Genomic DNA, 20,986 nt, shown 5'->3' with positions numbered 1-20,986 from the left:
TTAATATTTTCACTATTTTCACAATTTTCATTAAGAAATTAAGAACTTCAGAATGATAAATACCAATCCAATTTTTGGAATGATATTCCTTTTCAAACTCAAAATACATATTATTTGAACAGTAATAAAAATATAACTTTATTAATTAATTTGTTATCAAAAATATTTTGAAAAAGAAGAGAAGCTAATGTTTTCCTTCCCCACTGGAGCTTCCATAAGAACAGGTTTCATTAATAAATCAATATTTTTAGTATTTTTAAGATTAACAATAGAATTTTGTATAGGATTTAAATTAAACCTTTAGAAATATCTTTTATAGAATCATAAACAATATGTGTTGGAGGATATAACTTCAGAATATCCTCTTTAGAAATTATTTGATTTTTTTCTTCAAATTCACTACTTAATCATCACTTATTGTTAAATAAGATAAAAATAATGAATAATATGATTTAAACAATAAATTAATCTGTTTATTATATAAACTACGAATTTTAGATGATTGACTTTGAATCTTAAATTTTAATATAATCTTTATAAAAGGGTATTGATTGAAATTTTTCAATCGATACCCGTGTTCATAACAATTTGGTCTAAATAACTATCATGAAATTTAATATTGGAATATAATAAATAATGAATTTTCAGTCTAATGAATGATGTGAAACAACAGATAATAATGTAATAACACCAAATAATGAATTTATATGTTTTAAAAAATATCCTGAATAAAAAACATGGTGGTAATTTAACAAATTCATCATTTTAATACAATTCTGCCAAATAACTGATGATTTACCAAAATCATGAAATAGCGCTTCTTTTTCATAAAATACATAAATTCTTCAGGATTTTTAATATTTAAAAATTCAATCGCTTAAAATAATTCTTTATCTGATTCCAATATAATATCCATTATTTTATAGGAGTCCATTGAATGTCTCTTTAGTGAAGTTCCATTAGATTTTGCTATAATTTTCATAATATCATTTACCTGAATAATAATTAAGTTAAAAAATATTGTTAAAAATATTTCATAAAATACAAAGTTTTCATCATTATATTCATAACATTTGATGGATTCACCTAAATCTCCTTTCGGAATTGAACATATTGTAAGTGATTCTTTTGAATTATCAAATTTTATATTTATGGGTAATTTAATCAAATCAGAACATTGATATATTCCAGGCACAATTGAAATAACTTTAGAAGAATTATTTTCATTAATTTCAACAATAGAAATATTTATAATATTTACAATATCATCACTTTCACCTAAATATAAAGGTCGTTTAGGATTAATTAAAGAATTTTTTATATTATTTAAACTAAATTCACCAGATATATCTTCAGAAATTAAATAAATAGAAAAATAAGGATTAATTAACCTTTGTTTATTGATTTGTGTATTCAACCACTGTTTATTATAATTAAAATTAATAATTGGATCAAACCAATAATCTTGAATATAATTGATTAAAGAAGCATCATACCATCTAATCATATTTTCAATTTCATTAAGATTATTATCATTTCTATTAGATAAATTTATAAAAAATGAATATTTTGATATTTCTTTAATTTTATTTTTAATTTCATTTTCATGATGATGATTTTTAATTAATATAGATAATTCCTCTTTTAAATTTCCTTCAAATTTATCTTTTCTATTACCTTTATGAATATTCAAATAATCTTCAATTAATTCACCTGAGTTTTTTACAATAATTGAAAACTTTAATTTATTAAAATCCTTCACATATTGTTTTTCAAGTTTTTTATGAACTTTATTATCATCAATACAATGTAATGAAAGTTTACCTAATGCATTCTGAATTAAACCAAATATAGTGACTGGTGGACATGGATAAGATAATTTAATATTTAAACTACTAAATCGCTAAATGCACACCAAAAAATTTCTAAATCAAATTTAAGAGCTTCCATTTAAATCACTACAATTATTTATAAAGTATTAATTACTTTATTAAATGCATCTTTCGGACCGTCACAAATATTAATATATTCATTAGTTTCTAATTGTAGTACATTCTAAATTTAGATTCATTTTTAATAATTCCATCAATAAATCCAATAAAAATTTTAGTTCCATCCATTCTTAAAGCATCATTTATTACAGATTTAAATGATCAATATTCGATTACCTTCTTCATCTAATTTTAGTGAAGATGCTAATCTATGATTATATTGTTTTTGTAAACCAATAACCACAAAATCAGGGCTTGTATTAACCATTTCTCTTGATTGATTTGCAAAATCGGATAAATTGTAAATTCCTTCAAGAATTGATTTAACTCTAATAATTCTTTCAGTATTCTTAATATCTATTAATGATTCAACCCCATTTAATTTTCCATCAACAATTTTAGGAACTTCAATTAGACCAATATTTGCAATGTCAATAGATAAATTAGTTTTATAAATATTTTTAATTAATTGTTTATATGCTAAAGCTTGTCTTATTGAATAAGGTGCATTAAATTTTTTATTACATTTTGGGCATTTTAATTCTGATCCTTCTGTAATAACATCACTATTTTCTCTTGCATCTAAAGGGTAAATGTTTTTTCTACAATTTGGACATTTAATATCTTCAACCATTCTAAAGATTAAATCTGTAGTAATTGGATATCTAATTTGACCTAATGCAGGAGAAGCTTTAATTGGACTCCATCTTTTATCACCAGAACTAGGTAATAAATAACCAAACAAATCACAAGTCCAACAATTTTCCACATCAGTACAAGGAAATTCAGGAGTGCATTTGAATTCTTCTTTATGTTCTCTTTTTATAGCTAATCTAAGAGCATGCCTCATAGATTGTCCTGAAATGTAAGGTAAACCATTATTATATGATTTAATTTCTTTTAAATTTGAACTTCCCTCACCAGCATTTAAATTGGTTAAATCTGTTTCAAAAAGCCATGAAATTTCTAAATTTTTATATTCCATTTTAATCCTCCTGTTTATTCATATATTTATTATATAGTGCACTTGAACTCATAAATGAAACAAAATAACTTTTTGTTTCTTTAAAATTAGTTTCATTTAAACCATTGAAAAATATTTCTAATTCTTTATTACAATGATAAGCAATATCCTGATCTGATATTGCTTTTTTAGCCATTAAAAAGAATGCTTCTTCAATATATTCTTTAAACATTTTATCATCAGTTGCATAAGCGAATTTACTTAATAAACTAATATCTTGATAAAATGATTTTCCGATTGTCTCAGAAATACTTTTACATGTCTTCTTAAATTCTTCATCTAACATAAAAATTTCTCCAAAAATTTGATTTAAAAATAACTCTTTAAAATAATATATATTAAAAAATTTAACATCAGATTTAACCATTTCAAAAAGAGATTTTGAAAGTGATTTATCATCTAACTCTAAAAGTGATTTAAAAAATTTTTCAATTTTATACATACTAAAACCATCAAAATTATTTCTATTTAAAATATCATTAACTAAATACATTTTACCATCATTTTTATCTAATTGAGGTTTTAATATTTTATATACGTTATTATTTGCTTTTATCCTATTAATTGAAAACGAACCTTTTTTTATGAATATCCAATCTACAATTTCCATTAACTCAATTGTAGATAACATCTGAAAAATATCGCCAACTTGTTCTTTAGAAAAATTATTTTGAATATTATTTAGTAAACTCAACATTGCTGAAGAAGTGGATTCTAAATTAGTGAAATTTAATATATTCTTATTATATTTAGTAACATTAACACTAGAAAAATCAATGAATTGAGAATTTAAAGATAAATTAGATAAAATTTTCTAAAATTTCTATATTATAGTATGTTAGGCAGTGCCAAAAATACATTTTTTAAATCCATCATATAAAATGGAATATATTTATCAAAAACAGAAATCAATGATAAAAAATTACATTTAGGACAAAATTTATTTTTTAATCTTAAATTACCAAAACCATCTAATTTATTATTATGGTGCTCATTGGTTAATGGATTAAATGATTGTTTAATGTTAATCATATTTTTTGATATTGAGCCACAAACAGGACAAACATTATTTTTTTCATCATTTTGAGTTAATTTACTAAATTCAATAGACTCTTTAAAGTTAAGTCCCAAATCAAAATAATTACTTGAATTATTAATATAACTTAATCTCATTTTCCAAACTTGATTTTTTGAAGCAATATCAATATGATTATCAAACTTTTTAATTTGATCACGAAATTCTTTTGAACATTATATTTTTCTTTTATATCCTTAGGATTTTTAGGATATAAACTTGGTGGTGCAAATGAACAATTCAAATGTTTATTTAAATTCTTAAAAACTTGAGAAAAATTATAAGTACCAAAAGCAGCTAAGTAATAAATAATTTCATTTAAATAATATTCAATGGGATTGTCTGTTTGAGAACTAAAAACAACAGAATTATTTTTTCGAATTATTGATACTTCATCATCAAATTTTTTTCCAATTCAATTATTAAACGAATTAAACCATTATTTATCCAGGCATTATTAGTCATTTTAAATTCAATAGAATCAATAATAATCACCACCATAAATAAAAATACATATAATAATTAATTTATATATTTACATATTTAAAATTATTTATAAAACGTGTTAAAATGAGACTCAAAATAAATCTTAAATCAGAAAACAATTTCAAAGTACCCTTCAGTTATAACCATATTTTATCTTCAATTATTTATAATAAAATAGCTGATTTAGACCTTGCACATGACTTGCATTCTTCTAATTCATTTAAATTCTTTAATTTCTCACAACTTAACATTTCAAGAAGAAAAATGGTTAAAGATGGAATAATTGCAAGAAATGGTAAAATAAGTTTTTATTTATCTTCACCCAATGATTTATTAATCAAAAATCTTGTTAGTGGATTTGTTGATGATTTAGAAATTAAATTTAAGAATGATAAATTAATTGTTGAAAAAATTGAAGCTTTAAAAACACCTGATTTTAAAAAAATATCTGAATTTAAAACTCTATCACCAATTAATATCAGAGATAGTAAAGAAATTGATGGTAAAGTTAAAAGAGTTGATCTTGCACCTTCAGATAAATTTTTTAAAGGTATTGAAACTAATTTAATTAAAAAATATTGTATTTTTAATGATATCGAAAGTACAGATAAAGAAATTAAAGTTTATTCAGAAATGGCTAATGTTAAAAGAAAAAGAATAACTATCCCAAAAGGTCCAAATACCACTTATCACAGAGCATATATGATGGATTTAATTCTTGAAGGAGATATTGATTTAATTGAATTTGCTTATGATGTAGGCCTGGGTGAAAAGAATTCTATGGGCTTTGGTATGATTAAATATATCAAACCTAAATAATAATTCAATCCCTAATTATACTTTGTTAAAAAATTATTGATTTTAGAGAGACTTCCAAAATTTAGCTCCATTTAAACAAATTATCCAAAAACTAAAAAAAATCCAAACCCCTAAATTAATCGTTTGACTTGTAAAAGATAATCTTACCTTCACAAATAATCATAAATCAATGAAAATAGTGGAAAAAAGAATTATAATAATTCTTTTCTTAAATCAATTGTGTCTTTTAAATCAGGCCCAGTAGAAATGATAGTTACCGGCACACCAGTTTCAGTTTGTATATCTTCAATGAAAGCTTTGGTTTCAGCGGACAATTCGCCGTAATCCTGTACACGAGCACAGTCAAATAATCTGTCAACACAAGTTAAAGCGATTTGAGTTGCGCCGTTGATTCTGCAAGATTCCTTTGCAAGCTCCATATCAAAGTAACCGATTCTCCTACGCCTTCCAGTTACAACACCGTATTCCTCCAAACCTTTACTTTCTGCCTCTTTTTGAGTCATTTCGGTTGGGAATGGTCCTTCTCCAACACGGGAAATATATGCTTTAAATACGTCAATGACCTCATCCACTTTAGTTGGTCCAACACCGACATCAGCGGCAAATGTGGATGCTGTAGTATCTTTACTGGTTACAAATGGATAGGTTCCATAGTAAAGGGATAGAGCGAAACCCTGTGAACCTTCGATAAATACCTCTTCACCATTGTCAATAGCTTCATTTATTTCAAGAGACACATCAGTAATGTATTCTTCAAGTTCCGGAACTTCACGGGCAAGACCAATTGTTCTTAGAACCCTATCTGAGTTTGCAGGCCCGCAACCTGAACCGGTGCTTCCAATTTTTTTAGATAAATGTTTAGATGACTTATCCCTGTTCATGTGATCTTCGGTAATGATTGCACATCGAGGGTCTATACACATCCTTTCTTCAACACCATACTTTTTCAAGTTTTCAAATTCATCATATAATACATCAGGATTAACTAAAACTCCAGCACCAATCATAAGTTTAGCATCTGTATGTACAAAACCAGATGGGGTGAGCCTTAAACCATATTTTTCTCCGTTAAATTCAACAGAGTGTCCTGCATTTGGTCCAACACCTGCACGAGCAATAATATTAGGTTTATCATTGTCACAAAGGTAAGTGATGCATTTTCCTTTACCTTCATCCCCCCATGCTCCACCAACTAAAATACTACAAGTCATATAATAACTCCTTAATCATTAATAATTTGAAGATGATAAAAATCTTCATAACACTAATATTATATCCTTTATTATTTAAAAAACTTTTGTAATATTATCAACCCAGTTAATTTAAGAGATAATTTGAAAAATATTTTTTTTATTCACCTCTGCGTTGGGTTGGGGGGAATTTGTTAGTTGGATCTTTGACCTGTCTATCATGGTTTCGGTCATTTTTTCTATTTTTTTCTACTAAATTTGATTTTGCTGTGTTTAGTATTCTTTTAACGGCGTCTTTTCTTTCTTTGGGGTCGTTTGATAAGAGGTCAGGTGTGTATAGTTTTATTAGTTTGAATAAAACGTTGAGATTGGTTTTGTATTTGTGTTTTAAGTTTTTATCTTTGTGTTTTTCTTGTATTTTTTGGTCTGCGTCGAGTTTCATTGCCATTAAGTAATTAAACATGAATATGTTGGCGTAGAAGTCCTTGTTGTATTATTTCTTCTGAGGGTCTGCTGAAGTTTTCTATGTGGATTATGTTTTTTAATCTGTCAAAATTGGTTTCTATTTTCCATCTTTTGTTGTATAATTCTTTTAAAATCTTGTGTGGTGAATTTTTCGAATGGTAAATATGCTTGCAAGTATTTCTGTGTATTTTTTTTCCTTTTTTGGTTTCGAGTTCTATTTCTGTTATTCGTATCTCAGCACTTCGTGATTCTAATGCTTTTTTCTTGGTTTCTTCATCATGGAAGTTTTTTGTGCGTATTGCGTTTATTGTGATGTCTATGATTTCATCGTTGGTTTTCATGTTCTTTCGTTCATGTTCAAAGTCATCTACTCTTAAACGTATTATAAACTGGGAATTTATACTCATGTGTTTTAGCATTAGTTCAAGAGAGGCATATCCTCTGTCGTAGGTTGTGGATGGTGTTGGTCATATTTATTCTTTGATTTAAATTGTCTAAATGTTTTAATGCTAGTTCTACTTCGTTTATTTTTTTTTTACTATTGGTTATTGTAGAGGTTAATATGAAATCTGTTTGTGTATCTGCTTATGCATGAGGACTCTAAAATCTGATTAATTCCTTTTTTAATCTATTGAGGTGAGGATTATTTAATTCTTTTAGTTGTTTTTCTGTGTATCCAATATTTGGTGCATCGCAGATGCTGGTATCACCTGCCAGTATTGAATATCCTTTATAAAGACCAGGTCTATCCGGGTCATTGTAAATTCCGTCGATAAAGTCTTCATTCATGTCTACATAGCAAATATGATTAAGCAATTTTCTTCTTTGATAAAATATTGGATTTAGTTAAAGTCATATTTTTATCCTTCTTATCCCTTCTAATAAAATTTTATAGCTTCTACAGCAGTTGTTCGACCACAATCATAGAAAGGATATTTGATTATACTTTCTAAAATAGTTTTTCGATTTCGAACATAATGCACTTTTCCATCATCATATTATATAATTTTCGATTTTCATATTTATCTAAGTTTGCCCAAGTTTCATTACATTATTCACTAAAATTTATCATCAAAAACAACTCCTAAATCAAAAAAATAATCAAAAACCCATAAAACAAGTAAAAAAATAAATCATATAATATAATATCAAATAAAAGATTTCAATAAGTAAGCTAAACTTAAATTAACTGGGTTGGAAAATATGAAAAAATTATTTATAGTAATCGAATATATATGAATATTAATTATAAGTTAGGTTGTGAATAAATGTCAAATGTCAATTATGTAATTCATGAAGACGGAATGCCTGTAATGATTTCTGCCGAATCTGATTTTGATTCTATGGATACTGAAGAAATTCTCAAGGACTATCCATACATTATAGAATCAATGAATAATGAAGAGTATTATCTTGAAAATGAGATGTGCTTTGTTTTTGAGGAACTAGTATATGAAAATAAAGTTGTTGGATTTGCAACATTTGAATTGCATGATCAATTAACATTGGTGTTAACTGAATGTTATGTATTACCTGAATTTAGAGGAAAACAAATATTCTTCAATGAAATATGTAAAATGATTTTTTCAGCACCTCAATTTGGAATTCTACAACCAACACGAAACCTTGTTGAATTGCTAATCGATTATTCCTTTGCAAAAAAGGTGAATGATGATATTGTTGTAAGCGGAATAGACTTCTATTTTGATGAATGGGATGTAAAATCCAACATGAGAAATGAAATATCCAACGAGACGCTATTGTCAAATTTTTATGATTTAGGAATCTGTTCAACCATTCTTGTCGATTCCGGTGAGGTAATCTATCACAACCTGCTTGAAAACGATTTAAGAAAGTATGGCGAGAGAAAGGAATTGACTGAAGAATATTTCAAGGGCACTGCTGAATTATTTTTTAAAAATCAGAATGAGTTTGAAAAACTATTGCATGAATTGAAAGAGGAACTGCCTAGAGAAAAATGGGGTTATGAGGTAATTGTCGGTGATGGTGAAGGTTTATCCGATTTTATGCAGGAAATCGTTGACAATGAAATAATTTCTCAGAACAGGGCTTTAGAAATCAAACAGCAACTAATAAAGGAATATGAAGCTGGAGAGATAAGTGATGAGGATATTGATGAAAGGGTAACTAAGCTGATTCTTGGCGAAATGCCAGATTCCATGTTATTTGAAGAATTTCAGGAATTTTTAGATTCGCCTGAAGCAGAGGATGAAGATATACAAATCATGAAAGAGTTTTTTGACATGATAAGTGATAATAAAGAATTGGGTGCCAGTATTTTCAATGCCGTACTCTCGGATGATGAAAATGAATTTGAAAACCTAATAGTTAATGCAATGAATGATGATGAAGAGTTTTCCAACAAGTTTCTTGAGTTGGTTGATGATCATGATGAAAATGAATTGCAATTGCCTGATGGAGAGTATTTGGATATGTCTTCTCTTGGTTTGAATCTTGACTCACCATATCCTATCGCTGAGATGATGTGGGGACCTAATGATGACAAATACAAACTTGACGACACATATTATGGAAAAGATTATCCGATAAGCCATGACATTTATGTCTTCAGAATTTTAAAGTCACTTAAAAAACATAATAGTTTAAAGATTGCAAAGGCAATGGCGGGAATGAAAGGAGCAATGACTTCACAGTCAGTAGAATCACAACTGTTTATGCAGGATTTAATCAATGATGAAGTTAATTATGATAACTGGGATGAATTCGCTCATGATTCACTAACAATCAAGGATTTGAAAAATATTTTAAGGGAAAATAATTTGAAAATTTCCGGCAAAAAACAGGAACTCATTGATAGGATAGCTGAAAACCGGATACCTTTGGATGTATTCAGGTCTGAAAAAGTAACATTAACTCCAAATGGTGAGGAATTCATAAAGCAGAACCAATGGATTGATTTTTATGACACGTTTTTAAATAAATTTGATTTTAATGACTTTTCGAAATATTTGGACAATAATGATGGGGAATTTATTGAACTCTCTCTTAAATATATCAAACAGCATTTAAAATTAGCTCAAAAAGAAAATGATTCTATATATATTGCTGATTGTGTTATTGTACAGGAGATGATTTCTAAAAGCGGTAAAGAGTTTTTAAAATACTGAGTGAATTTAAATTCACTCGCAGGATTTTTAGTCACCATAGTAATGTTTTCTATTTATGAACATGTTTTTATATATGTATGTTTATAAATTATAAACAACTGTTGTGATGTAAAAAATGGTTTTGGTTAATATGGATGATGTAATTTATAATTATATACAGAAACAGTTATCTGAAGTTCCAATGATTTTAAACAGGAGACTGTCATATAATGGCATTGAATTTAATAGTAAATATGAATTCAGAAAACTTAAATCAATGATTGATAGTTTTTTAAATAATGAATCCGAGGAAAGGTATTTTGTATTGCCGGGAATTAGAGGTGTTGGAAAAACAACAATTCTATTTCAATGCTATGAGTATTTATTAAAAGAAAAAAACTTCAATTCCAATGATTTATTATATATTTCCTGTGAAACTACAAATTTTGCAGGTGAAAGCGATATCGAAAAAATAATAGAAATCTATTTGGATAAGATTCACAACACTACTCCTGCTCTTTTAGATAAACCAGTCTTTGTTTTCATTGATGAGGCTCATTTTGATAAAAATTGGGCTATGAATGGCAAAGTTATCTTTGATGAATCACCATATGTTTTTCTAATATTGACAGGATCATCTTCACTTCACTTAAATTATAATCCTGATGCCGCAAGAAGACTTAATATATTGCCAGTAATGCCTTTAAATTATAGTGAACACTTAAACCTAAAATATAACTACCGGACAGACATTCAAAAAGATTTATTTGATTTAATATTCACAGGGGAAGTTGAAAACGCACAGGAAAAAGAATTAACAATTCAAAAAGAATTATTAAGTCTAGATAACTATCCTTTAAATGATTGGAATATTTATTTAAATTATGGAGGTTTTCCGACAACATTCAACATTAAATTTGAAGACATTATCGTATCTAAATCATGGTCAATAATTTCCAAAGTGATAACTATTGATATGGGCAATGTTTTTAATTTAAATAAGAATAATCAAAATTTAACTTATAAAACATTAGTATATTTAGCATCTCAAAAACTAGGAGAAATATCTCATGATAAATTGTCAAATTATTTAGATTGCAGTAAAACAAATATTAACAACATTATTAACACTTTAGAAAAAACACAATTAATATTTCATAGTGAAGCATATGGTGGCGCTTCAAAAAAAGTAAAAAAACCATGGAAATATAATTTTGCAACACCCAGTATAAGAAATTGCATAAATAAAAAATTTGGAAATAGTGCGGGATCACAAAGTGAATATGAGGGGATATTGCTTGAAAACCAAATTGCATCAAATTTATTTAATTTAAGCAATAATAATGTATCATTTGATTTCAATGTGTATTATGATTCTCAAAAGGGTGGTGTTGATTTCATTGTTCAAAAATCATTTGGAAATGCAATACCAATTGAATCTGGAATAGATGATAAAACAAAAAGACAAGTAAAGAAAGCTATAAATAAATATGATGCAGATTATGGTATTGTAGTTTCAAATAAAACAGATTGCATTGAAAAAAGAGATGATATGATATTCATACCTCCGAAAACATTTTCTTTTTTATGATTATCCTGTTTAATAATATTTGATTTCTTATTTTTTATTTACAAAGGATTAATATTTGACTAACTGAACTGTGTATAAAAACAACGAAATATTAAAAATTAGGAACTGTGCAGGGGTATGTTTTAAATTCACATCTATTTATTTTTACAGTATGCCTTATTGAGGTATGTTAATTTCATTTTTTTAACATAATTCCACAAATTTAATTAACCAATGAAATCAGATTTTATTATAGAAAAGTTAGGAAGATAATGTCATGTTCAATATCTTTTTGTTGGGATAAGATGATTCTTAAGGTAAAAATTGTTTCAAATATTGGTGGGGAGGTTAAAGCACCTCCATCTAAAAGTTATTCTCACAGAGCAGTTATATTGGCTTCACTAGCTAAAGGCACATCTAAACTTTATGATATGCTATTCTCTGAAGATACTTTGGCATCTATTAGGGTGTGTAAAGCGTTAGGTGCTCAAATTAACAGGAAAGATAATTATTTGGAAGTTATAGGAACTAATGGTAGACTCCATAATTCCTGTGAGGGGCCAATTGATCTTGCAAATTCAGGAACTACGCTTAGATTGATGACATCAGTATCTGCATTAAGTGATAATGAGGTTATTCTAACTGGTGATGAGTCTCTTCAGACAAGGCCAATGGGTCTTTTAATGGATGCTTTAAAACCATTGGGAGTTGAAACAGTATCATTAAATGATGATGATAAAGCGCCAATATTGATTAAGCCGGGTTATCTTGGTGGCGAAACTAATATTATGGGCAATGTTAGTTCACAGTTCATTTCATCAATTTTAATATCCGCACCATTGTCTGACTGTGGCGTTAATTTATACGTGCTGCCTGAATTTAAATCAAAACCTTATGTTCATATGACTTGGGACATTATGAGGAAATTCGGTATTAGGTCAATCAAATCTTATTATTTAAAGCATGATTCATGCAATCGGGAACACCAAAGTTGCAGGATTGATGAATTCAAAATTCCTAAACAGGAATATGTCGCTTGTGATTACACGGTTGAAGGAGATTATTCCTCTGCATCCTATTTGCTTGCATTGATTGCCATTAATGGCGGCAGTGCCAGAATTAAGAATCTATTTAGAACATCAAAACAGGGAGATAGATTTATTTTAGATATCCTTCAGAAAATGGGTGCAACTATTGTCCGTGGGGAGGATTATGTTGAAATTGCATCAGGAGGTAATTTAAAGGCAATCGATGTTGATTTGTCCAATGCTCCAGATTTATTAATCACTGTTGCAGTTCTAGCGGCAATGGCTGAAGGAACATCAAATATCACTGGTGTTGCTCATGCAAGATTAAAAGAAACTGATAGGATTGACACCACTTGCCGCGAGTTGGAAAAACTTGGGTGCAAATTGGAGGAACATGAAGATGGAATGAGCATAACTGGTGGGGTATCGTCAGGCACTGTTGATTCTCATGGGGATCACAGACTTGCAATGGCATTTTCCCTGATAGGTCTTAGACATGACATTGAAATCACGAATGGGGAAGTGTTCGATGTTTCATTCCCTAATTTTATAGAAACAATGGCAAAACTGGGTTTTGAATTGGAGTTGGTATGATGAATAAAGAAGAAAGAGTAATTAGATTGGTTGAATGTTTGGAAAATACTTTTGAGATAAGGACATTTCAAGACCATGATCCATATCAGGTATTAATTAGAACTATTTTGTCTCAGAGAACTCGTGATGAAAACACAGATCAAGCTACTAATAATTTATTTTCCAAATATAGAAATATTTATGAAGTTGCAGAAGCTCCGATTGATGATGTAAAAGAGTTAATCAGACCAGCTGGATTTTATAATGTGAAAGCGGCAAGAATTCAGGAAGTTTCCCAAATTTTAATTGACCAATATGGTGGGGAGGTTCCAGATACTGTTGAAGAAATGCTAAAACTTCCTGGAGTAGGCAGAAAAACTGCCAATTGTGTAATGGTTTTTGCTTTTGAACTTCCAGCAATTCCAGTTGATACTCATGTTCACAGAATCTCAAATAGGTTAGGTTTAGTAGATACTAAAAACCCTGAAGATACTGAAGTTGAGCTTACTAAAATTGCTCCTAAAGATTTGTGGATTAAGTTAAATGATTTGATGGTTCAGTTCGGTCAAAATATTTGTAAGCCAATGTCTCCCCAATGTGAGATTTGTCCATGTATTGAGATTTGTGATTATTTTAAGGGGAATATTTAATTTTTAAAATTATTTTTTTCAAAACATTTATATGACTGAACAATGTTATATATCACCAGTTGTTATAACAATAGTTATATGACTTTAAGATAACCCTTTTAATATACCATTAAAAACAAATAATCTACTAGGAGAATAAAATATGGCAAATGTCCCTGAATTAAAAAGAGGAGTACTTGACAGTGTTGTCGATGCAATCGGAAACACACCGATTATAAGGCTGAACAATTTGACAAAAGATTTAGATGCTGAAATTGATGTAAAAATGGAAGCATTCAATCCAACAGGCAGTGTAAAAGATCGTGTTGCCGTTGCAATGATTGAAGATGCAGAGGAAAAAGGATTGCTTAAAGAAGGTTCTGTTATTATTGAACCAACTAGTGGAAACACAGGTATTGGAATTGGGTTTGCCGCCGCTGCAAAAGGTTATAAAGTAATATTGACAATGCCTGAAACCATGTCTGTTGAAAGAAGAAAACTTTTAGCTATTTATGGTGCTGAAATTGTATTAACTCCAGGTTCGGAAGGTATGGGTGGAGCTATTGCAAAAGCAGAAGAACTGCACAAAGAAAATCCTAACTCAGTTATTTTAGGACAGTTTGACAATGAAGCTAATGTGGCTATCCACTACAGAACAACCGGACAGGAAATTTTAAGAGACACTGAAGGAAATGTGGATTTCATTGTTGCAGGTGTAGGTACTGGAGGTACTGTCACAGGTATTGGTAAAGCATTAAAAGAAGTTATTCCCAATGTCAAGATTGTTGCTGTGGAACCAGAAGAATCACAAACATTGGCTAAAGGTGTAAAAGGATCTCATAAAATCCAAGGAATTGGTGCAGGATTTGTTCCATCAATTTATGACTCGGATGTTATTGACGAAATTATTCCAGTACCTGGCGATGAAGCAGGAAAAACCTTAATTTTGCTTGCTAAAGAAGAAGGCATTTTCGCAGGTATTTCTTCAGGAGCTGCTACTTGGGCCGCTTTACAATTAGCTAAACGGAAAGAAAATAAAGGTAAAAGAATAATTGCCATCTTACCGGATAATGGTGAGAGATATCTCTCTGTAGATTGGCTATTTGAATAAGATAAGCATATGAAAACACAGTATCCATCTACTTCACACAGGTTGCTGCAGTATACAAATACTTTGAAATCGCTGCTTATTTTTAGGATAATCCTATGCTCTTGAAGTGTATGTTGAGCATTTTCAATGTTTGCTCATTGAATCTAAGATCAATAATTTGATTGGAAAAGCCTTGATAATAAATGGGCCGTGTATTCTTTTGTTGTCCATGTGTATTGTTGCTCCTTGTGCTATGCAGGATAATACACAGAATTAGAACTATCTGCAGTCGGATACAATCTAAACAGGATAATGTTTTTATATTGTACAAAGAAATACATTAATGCATAATCAATTATTTATCTCTAAAAAAAGAAATATAATCAACATTGGAGAAAGAAAAAGTAAATCATATTTCCTATAATATTCATACTGTACTTAGTTAAAACATGATAGAGAAAAAAACTGCAATCAGCTCTTTATCATATTCCCAATAGTATTTATACCATATGTTATATATTATATAATATATGGCTTTGGAGATTTTATATGTTTGATAGGTTGAGAAGTGAGGTAAAGGTAATCAAAGAAAAAGACCCTGCAATGCGTTCTACAATTGAGGTATTTTTCTGTTATCCTGGATTTTATGCAATATTGTTCCATAGAATTAGTCATTATTTATGGAATCATTCATTAAAATTTTTAGCTCGTGTTCTCTCAACTTTTTCTCGTTTTCTTACAGGTATTGAAATACATCCCGGTGCACAGTTTGGCGATAGGGTTTTTATTGATCATGGAATGGGGATTGTTGTTGGTGAAACAGCAATTGTCGGTGATGATGTATTAATTTATCAGGGTGTTGTGCTGGGAGGAACTACAACTCAAAAAACCAAAAGGCACCCTACAATTGAAAAAGGTGTCGTTATTGGTTCTGGTGCTAAAATAATGGGTAATATTACCATTGGGGAGTATTCTAAAATAGGTACTGGTGCAGTTGTACTAAAAGACGTTCCGCCTGAATCAACATGTGTTGGTGTTCCTGGAAGAATTGTTAGAAGTAAACATAAAAGGCATGTTGTTGACTTAGATCATAACAAACTTCCAGACCCTGTTGCCAGTGCAATTAAAACTTTAGAAAAGCAAATTGAAGATAATGAAAAACTTATACAAATTTTACTGGATAAAAATGGAATTTGTGTTAGTGAAGATAAAACCGATGAAAAAGAGGATTGTGGAGATTTATTAAAAATAGATAGTGATTAAAATGAAACCACCATGTGAAATTGTAGTATGGTATGTAATACCGGCAATCAGATCAGAATTAGCAAAGGAACTTTTAAATTTAGGTATGAAACAAAAGGATGTTTCAAAACTAATGGATATAACTCAACCTGCAGTGTCTCAATATATTACTGATAAAAGAGGCAGCGGAATTAAGCTGGATGATAACGTAAAGGACATGATTAAAGAATTTGCCCGCCAGCTATCTGAAGGCGAAGCTACAAAAGTGGATTTAATTCCAAGAACTTGCAATATCTGTAAAAATGTCAAAACAAGTGATGTTCTAGAGCAACTAAATATTGATAAGTCTGAACTTGGAGAAGACTGTCAAACATGTATGGGGTCTGATTCAAAATAGGAAAATATTGGAAAAAATAGTAACATTTATTAACTATTAATTACCAATATCTTATTATCCTATTAATTTTAGTGGCAAGTTTACCGAGTGGCTAGGTGTGTGGCTGCAGACCATAATACGGGGGTTCAAGTCCCTCACTTGCCTTTTCAATTACTTTTTTTTCGAGGTTTATTTAATGAAAATTTATTCAACTTTAACTCGTAATAAACAAGATTTTAAAACTATTAACAAAAATAGGGTCAACTTATTCGTTTGCGGTCCTACTGTTTATGATGATGCTCACATTGGGCATGGAAGAACTTACATTTCCTTTGATACAATTAAAAGATACTTGGAATATAAGGGTTATTCTGTATTTTACATTCAAAACGTAACTGATATTGATGATAAAATAATCAACCGTTCTAAAGAAAGCGGAATTCCCTCTGAAGTTCTTGTTCGTAAGTTTGAAAAAAGATATCGTGAAGATATGCATAAATTACATGTTGATGGTGTAAACTTATTTGCAAGAGCAACAGATCACATGCCTGAAATCTTAAATCAAATTCAAAGATTAATTGATAAGGGATTTGCATATGAAACTGAAGACGGGGTTTACTTTGAAATAGATAAGTTTGAGGAATTTGGAAAATTATCTAACAGAAATGTTGAAGAGTTAGAATCTCATCGCGATATTGGCGAGACTACCAAGAAAAACCGACAGGATTTTGCGCTCTGGAAAAAACGTATTGGAATTGATGAACCGGTATGGTCATCTCCATGGGGTGATGGAAGGCCTGGATGGCATATTGAAGATACTGCAATCACCGAACTTTACTTTGGAGAGCAATACGATGTACATGGTGGAGGGCTTGACTTGATTTTCCCACACCATGAAGCCGAAATTACTCAAATGGAAGCGGTTTCCGGAAAATCTCCAATGGTCAGATACTGGTTACACACAGGATTTTTAAATGTAAATGGAGAAAAAATGTCAAAGTCACTTCATAACTTCATAACAATTCGCCAGTTACTTGAAAATTATGAAGCAGATACATTCAGATTCTTTGTTTTATCTACCCATTATAGAAGTCCGATTGACTTTTCAAAAGATTCGCTTCACCAATCTGAAAGAAGTTTGGATAGAATTAGAAAATATTATGAACTTTTAGATGTTGAAGTATGCGACAGCATACCTGATAGTGATGTTTTATTATCTCATAAAAAAGAATTCTTTGAAAGTATGGATGATGATTTCAATACTCCAAAAGCTATTGCATCAGTCTTTGGACTAATCAATGATACTAAAAATGAACTAGATGATTTATCTGATGATGATAAGATAGCTATTAAAGCATTTTTAGATGATGCGGCTCATATTTTAGGAGTTAGTTTTAAGAGCGAAGAAGTAAATGCCGGGGCAGATGATTTACTTGGTTTGATTTCTGAAGTAAGATCAGAGCTGAGGGCTAACAAACAATATGATTTGTCAGACAAAATCCGTAATAACCTTCAGGATTTAGGTTATGACATTAATGATTAAGAGAATTATTTCTCTTCTTTTTTTATTTTAACTGTTTATTGTCTTTAAATTTGTTTTTAATGTCCAGTTAGACATTATATCCTCATATGAAAAATCCCTGTCATTCAGGAAATATTTATATAGCAAAAATAACAAATGCCATATTTACATAACACGAGTTATATTGTTTTTTTTTTTCTCAAAGGTTTTTTTGCATACAAAACATTTAACTATAAAAAATAACTATTGTTATATGGCACTATATAACACGTGATATAATTTAATTTAAACTCGCACACACCTTATATTGAAAACAGAATAAACCTGTTTTAAGTATAATTTGTTTAAACATGTTGGATAGTGATTAAAAAATTTGGTGATCAGGAATGAGAAATAATAAAAAATATGCTTTACCAACATTAGGTGTACATGCAGGACAAACTCCAGACCCGATAACAGGAGCTCAAGCTGTACCAATTTATCAAACAACTTCTTATGTATTCAAAGACTCAGATGAGGCTGCAAGAAGATTCGCCCTTCAAGAATTTGGACAAATTTACTCAAGATTAACAAACCCTACCGGTGATGTATTTGAAGCAAGAATTGCTTCTATTGAAGGTGGTAATTCAGCTCTTTCAACATCAAGTGGTCTTGCGGCAATTTCATATGCAATTTTAAATGTTACGGAACCTGGAGACAATATTGTTTCTGCAGACAACCTTTATGGTGGAACATATCAATTATTTAACTATACATTTAAAGATTTAGCACGTGATGTTAAATTTGTTAACTCCCAAAGCTTAAAAGCATTTGAAGATGCGATAGATGAGAAAACTAAAGCAATTTATGTGGAATCTATTGGAAATCCTAAGTTGGATGTACCTGACTTTGAAAAACTGGCAGAAATTGCACATTCTCATGATATTCCTTTGATTGTAGACAATACTGTAGGTGTAGGTTTGGTCAGACCTTTAGAACATGGTGCGGATGTTATTGCAGCATCAGCAACAAAATATGTTGGAGGTCATGGAACTGCAGTTGGAGGATATATTGTAGATTCCGGGAAATTTAATTGGGGAAATGGAAAATTCCCAAATTTCACAAAAGCAGATCCAAGTTATCATGGATTAGTATTTTGGGATGCATTTGGAGATGATCCTGAACTTGGAAATGTCGCTTTCACTGTTAGGGCAAGAGCAAGACTTTTAAGGGACTTAGGTTCAAGTCAATCTCCTGTACACAGCTTTATTTTCCTTCAGGGATTAGAAAGTCTTGATGTGCGTGTAAAAAGACACTCTGAAAATGCACTAAAAGTAGCGGAATTCTTAGAAACTCATCCAAAAGTTAAATGGGTAAGCTATCCTGGTCTTGAATCACACCCTACATATGAAATTAATAAGAAATACTTAAAAGACCATTTTGCAGGCGTTTTGGGATTTGGTGTTGAAGGTGGGGAGGAAGCCGGTTGCAAAGTAATTGAAAAATTAGAATTGTTTTCAATTCTTGCAAATATTGGTGATGCAAAAAGCTTGGCAATCCATCCGGCAAGTACAACCCATCAGCAATTAACTTTGGAAGAACAAGAAGCAACTGGCGTTACGCCTGACTTCATCCGGTTATCTATTGGTCTTGAAGATGTTAATGATTTAATTGATGATTTAAGTCAAGCACTTGATAGCATTGACTAAAAAATAAAATTTATACAATAAAAAATATTGGGAGATATGAAATGTATTATGTAAAAATAACTTCTACATTTAATTACCTCCTCCCACTATATAAAAATTGGAAGTTATTATTATTAAATGTAGATGTTACAATTACACAAAAATAAAAAAAATAGACCAGGACAATATTTTATCCGGGTCCTTCATTACTCAACAGACCTCAAAAAAATTATGCAATTGAGAAATATCTAAGGTCACATACTTATAATAAATTTAACAATTTAATTCTTTTTTCAAATTATCGATTTCATATTTCAAATCATTACATTCATCTACTAAGTCAGTATGATTAATCATTTTTGAGAATTTTCTTTCGAGATTACGGAGTCTTGTTTCTTTAAAAACTCTTTCTTCTCTATTGTGCAAACTAGTCATAAAATTCCCACACTATAATAATTAATACTTCTACCATTAGTTGCTTTGTCTAACTCATTTGCTTTGCAAACTTTCAAACCTTTTGTTGGATCAGCTACTTTATACGCTCCAGATGGAGTAGTTCCGTAAATCAAGACATAATGGCCATAGTCATTTTGGTAACCTAAACACTTTGCACTCTTGGTTTGAATGTGAGCAATAACAGGATACCCTTTGTTTAAGCTTTGTTTCACTCCTGCAAAATTCCTAGAAATTCTACTTACTTTATAACCTAAATTTTTCGCACCAATTATCATATTACTTGGGTCAGTTCCATTAATATCAGTTTTAAAAGTTTTTTTAATTTTATCTTCATTAATCCAGCCATATAACATTTGAACAGCCATATTAAAACTTGCTACACAGCAGGAATATTTATCATCTTGATAATTCAATACTAACGGGTTATTTGCTTCACTATTCAATGTCACATAGTTTGGATAACGATTATTTTTTAATATAAACACATTTTGAGCTTCAAATAATCCAGCATAATCAGCTTTATTTAATCTATGTGTTTTACCAGACATGTCAGTCATGTTAATTGTCCTGATTAATCCTTTTCCTTTTTTAATATTTTCACGAATTGTTTTTCCTGCTTTTTTCATTTCTTTTTTACTAAATTTAGTCATTTTAA

19 protein-coding genes, 1 tRNA gene and 1 pseudogene are annotated in these 20,986 nt (G+C 29.6%); 11 read left to right on the top strand and 10 right to left on the bottom strand.

The features are described 5' to 3' along the window. Nucleotides 1-877: 877 nt before the first annotated feature. The 4 genes from Q9968_RS04265 to Q9968_RS04250 all read right to left on the bottom strand — a co-directional run bounded on the left by Q9968_RS04265 (nucleotide 878) and on the right by Q9968_RS04250 (nucleotide 4,188). A complete protein-coding gene (locus tag Q9968_RS04265) occupies nucleotides 878-1,762 on the bottom strand; it encodes a hypothetical protein (RefSeq protein ID WP_305513803.1) in 885 nt (294 codons plus the stop codon). Nucleotides 1,763-2,145: 383 nt separating this feature from the next. After that, on the bottom strand, nucleotides 2,146-2,976 hold the full coding sequence (locus Q9968_RS04260) for a hypothetical protein (RefSeq protein WP_305513802.1): 831 nt from the start codon (nucleotides 2,974-2,976) through the stop codon (nucleotides 2,146-2,148). A gap of 1 nt (nucleotide 2,977) precedes the next feature. Then, nucleotides 2,978-3,646, bottom strand: a complete 669-nt coding sequence (locus Q9968_RS04255; protein ID WP_305513801.1) for a hypothetical protein — start codon at nucleotides 3,644-3,646, stop codon at nucleotides 2,978-2,980. 197 nt (nucleotides 3,647-3,843) lie between these two features. Next, on the bottom strand, nucleotides 3,844-4,188 hold the full coding sequence (locus Q9968_RS04250) for a hypothetical protein (RefSeq protein ID WP_305513799.1): 345 nt from the start codon (nucleotides 4,186-4,188) through the stop codon (nucleotides 3,844-3,846). Between the two features lie 472 nt (nucleotides 4,189-4,660). Between Q9968_RS04250 and cas6 the strand changes: the two genes are divergently transcribed. Then, on the top strand, nucleotides 4,661-5,395 hold the full coding sequence (cas6, locus tag Q9968_RS04245) for a CRISPR-associated endoribonuclease Cas6 (RefSeq protein WP_305513797.1): 735 nt from the start codon (nucleotides 4,661-4,663) through the stop codon (nucleotides 5,393-5,395). Between the two features lie 191 nt (nucleotides 5,396-5,586). On the opposite strand, the gene Q9968_RS04240 is transcribed toward cas6, so the two are convergent. The 4 genes and pseudogenes from Q9968_RS04240 to Q9968_RS04225 form a co-directional block, all read right to left on the bottom strand. Continuing rightward, nucleotides 5,587-6,606 carry an adenylosuccinate synthetase gene (locus tag Q9968_RS04240; RefSeq protein ID WP_305513796.1) on the bottom strand — a complete coding sequence of 340 codons (1,020 nt, stop codon included), beginning with the start codon at nucleotides 6,604-6,606 and terminating at the stop codon, nucleotides 5,587-5,589. Between the two features lie 139 nt (nucleotides 6,607-6,745). After that, a complete protein-coding gene (locus Q9968_RS04235) occupies nucleotides 6,746-7,027 on the bottom strand; it encodes a hypothetical protein (RefSeq protein ID WP_305513794.1) in 282 nt (93 codons plus the stop codon). A gap of 13 nt (nucleotides 7,028-7,040) precedes the next feature. Beyond that, nucleotides 7,041-7,493: pseudogene (locus Q9968_RS04230) on the bottom strand (transposase); the annotation flags it as partial. Nucleotides 7,494-7,650: 157 nt separating this feature from the next. Beyond that, nucleotides 7,651-7,839, bottom strand: a complete 189-nt coding sequence (locus Q9968_RS04225; protein ID WP_305513793.1) for a hypothetical protein — start codon at nucleotides 7,837-7,839, stop codon at nucleotides 7,651-7,653. A gap of 479 nt (nucleotides 7,840-8,318) precedes the next feature. Here Q9968_RS04225 and Q9968_RS04220 point away from each other — a divergent pair, with 479 nt between their 5' ends. The 10 genes from Q9968_RS04220 (at nucleotide 8,319) to Q9968_RS04175 (ending at nucleotide 19,896) form a co-directional block, all read left to right on the top strand. Then, nucleotides 8,319-10,199 (top strand): GNAT family N-acetyltransferase, encoded by a 1,881-nt coding sequence (locus tag Q9968_RS04220; RefSeq protein WP_305513791.1) that lies wholly within the window; start codon nucleotides 8,319-8,321, stop codon nucleotides 10,197-10,199. A gap of 130 nt (nucleotides 10,200-10,329) precedes the next feature. Further along, the gene (locus Q9968_RS04215; RefSeq protein ID WP_305513789.1) at nucleotides 10,330-11,769 is read left to right on the top strand and encodes an ATP-binding protein; all 1,440 of its coding nucleotides are present in this window, start codon (nucleotides 10,330-10,332) and stop codon (nucleotides 11,767-11,769) included. Nucleotides 11,770-12,053: 284 nt separating this feature from the next. Beyond that, nucleotides 12,054-13,370 (top strand): 3-phosphoshikimate 1-carboxyvinyltransferase, encoded by a 1,317-nt coding sequence (gene aroA / locus Q9968_RS04210; RefSeq protein WP_305513787.1) that lies wholly within the window; start codon nucleotides 12,054-12,056, stop codon nucleotides 13,368-13,370. Next, on the top strand, nucleotides 13,370-13,999 hold the full coding sequence (nth, locus tag Q9968_RS04205; RefSeq protein WP_305514345.1) for an endonuclease III: 630 nt from the start codon (nucleotides 13,370-13,372) through the stop codon (nucleotides 13,997-13,999). Before aroA ends, nth begins: the two co-directional genes overlap by 1 nt. A gap of 142 nt (nucleotides 14,000-14,141) precedes the next feature. Further along, a complete protein-coding gene (gene cysK / locus Q9968_RS04200; protein ID WP_305513785.1) occupies nucleotides 14,142-15,089 on the top strand; it encodes a cysteine synthase A in 948 nt (315 codons plus the stop codon). Between the two features lie 528 nt (nucleotides 15,090-15,617). Next, nucleotides 15,618-16,331 carry a serine O-acetyltransferase gene (cysE, locus tag Q9968_RS04195; protein ID WP_305513784.1) on the top strand — a complete coding sequence of 238 codons (714 nt, stop codon included), beginning with the start codon at nucleotides 15,618-15,620 and terminating at the stop codon, nucleotides 16,329-16,331. 1 nt (nucleotide 16,332) lies between these two features. Further along, nucleotides 16,333-16,707 (top strand): transcriptional regulator, encoded by a 375-nt coding sequence (locus tag Q9968_RS04190; RefSeq protein WP_305513782.1) that lies wholly within the window; start codon nucleotides 16,333-16,335, stop codon nucleotides 16,705-16,707. 73 nt (nucleotides 16,708-16,780) lie between these two features. Then, nucleotides 16,781-16,851: transfer RNA gene (locus Q9968_RS04185), tRNA-Cys, on the top strand. 31 nt (nucleotides 16,852-16,882) lie between these two features. After that, nucleotides 16,883-18,229: a cysteine--tRNA ligase gene (gene cysS, locus Q9968_RS04180; RefSeq protein ID WP_305513780.1), complete on the top strand. Its 1,347-nt coding sequence runs from the start codon at nucleotides 16,883-16,885 to the stop codon at nucleotides 18,227-18,229. A 365-nt stretch (nucleotides 18,230-18,594) separates the two neighbouring features. Further along, nucleotides 18,595-19,896, top strand: a complete 1,302-nt coding sequence (locus Q9968_RS04175) for an O-acetylhomoserine aminocarboxypropyltransferase/cysteine synthase family protein (RefSeq protein ID WP_305513778.1) — start codon at nucleotides 18,595-18,597, stop codon at nucleotides 19,894-19,896. Between the two features lie 252 nt (nucleotides 19,897-20,148). Here Q9968_RS04175 and Q9968_RS04170 read toward each other — a convergent pair whose 3' ends face one another. After that, the gene (locus Q9968_RS04170) at nucleotides 20,149-20,310 is read right to left on the bottom strand and encodes a hypothetical protein (protein WP_305513776.1); all 162 of its coding nucleotides are present in this window, start codon (nucleotides 20,308-20,310) and stop codon (nucleotides 20,149-20,151) included. Then, the gene (locus Q9968_RS04165; RefSeq protein ID WP_305513774.1) at nucleotides 20,307-20,981 is read right to left on the bottom strand and encodes a cysteine peptidase family C39 domain-containing protein; all 675 of its coding nucleotides are present in this window, start codon (nucleotides 20,979-20,981) and stop codon (nucleotides 20,307-20,309) included. Before Q9968_RS04165 ends, Q9968_RS04170 begins: the two co-directional genes overlap by 4 nt. Nucleotides 20,982-20,986: the final 5 nt, after the last annotated feature.

The organism is Methanobrevibacter sp. V14, assembly GCF_963082475.1.
Classification (GTDB): Archaea; Methanobacteriota; Methanobacteria; order Methanobacteriales; family Methanobacteriaceae; genus Methanocatella.
The sequence above is the reverse complement of the archived record's forward strand: the minus strand, read 5'-3'. Positions and strand labels throughout refer to the sequence as shown.